Origin of the sequence: Streptomyces sp. WG5 (assembly GCF_049974565.1) — a bacterium.
Lineage (GTDB): Bacteria > Actinomycetota > Actinomycetes > Streptomycetales > Streptomycetaceae > Streptomyces.
In genome coordinates this window covers 1-1,709 of the sequence record NZ_JBNGGC010000115.1, presented here as the reverse complement: position 1 = coordinate 1,709, position 1,709 = coordinate 1, and the positions used below count along the sequence as shown (strand labels likewise).

At 74.3% G+C, this 1,709-nt stretch carries 1 protein-coding gene; it reads left to right on the top strand.

Going from position 1 to position 1,709, the window contains the following annotated elements; translation table 11 throughout:
- Window positions 1-1,709, top strand: a 1,709-nt coding sequence (locus tag ACP4IX_RS36100) for a type I polyketide synthase (protein WP_426558868.1), incomplete at both ends; no start/stop codon positions are given.

Here is a 1,709-nt window from a genome sequence, read left to right as displayed (position 1 = left end):
AGCGCGGACGGTGAGGCCAAGCTGCCGTTCTCCTGGCAGGGCGTGACTCTGCACGCCGTCGGCGCGTCCGAGGTACGCGTGAGGTTCACCCCCGTCCACGGCGACGAGGTCGCCCTGCAGATCGCCGACGCCACCGGTGCGCCGGTGGCGTCCGTGGCTGGCCTCGCCCTGCTCGGCGTGAGCCGCGACCAGCTGAGCACGGCCCAGGACACCACCCGCGACGCCCTGCTCCGCGTGGACTGGCCCGAGCTGCGGACCGCCGACGCCGGCGGCCCCGTGGCCGACGACTGGATGCTGCTGGGCGCCGGGTCCCAGGCGTTCGCGGATCTGGCGGCGCTGCGCGGCGTGGCGGCGGAGGGCGGGACCGTCCCGGCGACGCTGGTCGTACCGTGCGCGGCGGGCGAGCCGGTGAGCGACGTCGCGGATTCCGCGCACGCCGCGGCACACCGGGCGCTGGACCTCGTGCAGGAGTGGCTGGGCGACGAGCGGTTCGCCGAGTCGCGTCTCGTGTTCCTGACGCGGGGTGCGGTGGCTGCGGTGCCGGGTGAGGACGTGGCGGATCTCGCGCACGCCCCGGTGTGGGGTCTGGTGCGGTCGGCGCAGTCGGAGAACCCGGGCCGGTTCGGTCTGATCGACGTCGACGGCGAGATCGACGCGGACACCGTCGCGGTGGCGTTGGCGACCGCCGAGTCCCAGCTGGCCGTACGCGGAGGCGCCCTCCGCGTGCCGCGGCTGTCCGCCGCTGTGGCGGGCGACGACACGGTCCGTGCGCTGGACCCGCAGGGCACGGTGCTGGTGACGGGTGCCAGTGGTGAGCTGGGCGGGTTGTTCGTGCGGCATCTCGTCACCGAGTACGGGGTGCGGGATCTGCTGCTGGTGAGCCGGCGGGGCGGGGATGCCCCGGGTGCTGTCGAGTTGACGGCGGAGCTGGTTGGGCTGGGTGCGTCGGTGTCGTGGGCGGCGTGCGATGTCGCCGACCGGGACGCGCTGGCCGCGGTGCTGGACACGATTCCGGTGCTGTCGGCGGTGGTGCACACCGCCGGCGTCCTGGACGACGGTGTGGTCGGGTCGCTGACCGCGGAGCGCTTGTCGGCGGTGCTGCGTCCGAAGGTGGACGCGGCGTGGAACCTCCATGAACTCACGCAGGGCATGGACTTGTCGGCGTTCGTCTTGTTCTCCTCCGCGGCGGGTGCCTTCGGCGGCGCCGGTCAGGCGAACTACGCCGCCGCCAACGTCTTCCTGGATGCGCTCGCGGCGCACCGCAGGTCGCGGGGTCTGGTGGCGACGTCGCTGGCGTGGGGTCTGTGGGACGGCGGCATGGGCGGGGACCTGGGGGAGACCGATCGCGGCCGGATCAACCGCGGCGGCATCACCGTGCTGTCTCCTGAGACCGGGCTCGCCCTCTTCGACGCCGCGCAGCGCACGACCGAGCCCCTGCTCGTTCCGCTGCCGCTGGACATGCCCGCCCTCCGCCTCCAGGCACGCGGCGGGATGCTTCCCGACCTGCTGCGCGGCCTCGTCCGCGTCCCGGCCCGCCGGGCGGCCGCGCACGGTGCCGCCGTCGGCGCGTCCGCGCTGCGCGAGCGGGTGGCCGGACTCGCCGAGAACGAGCGCTTCGCCGCGGTGCTGGACGTGGTGCGGGGTGAGGTCGCGGGTGTTCTGGGGCATGGTTCGGTCGATGAGGTGCCTGCGGATCGTGCGTTCAAGGA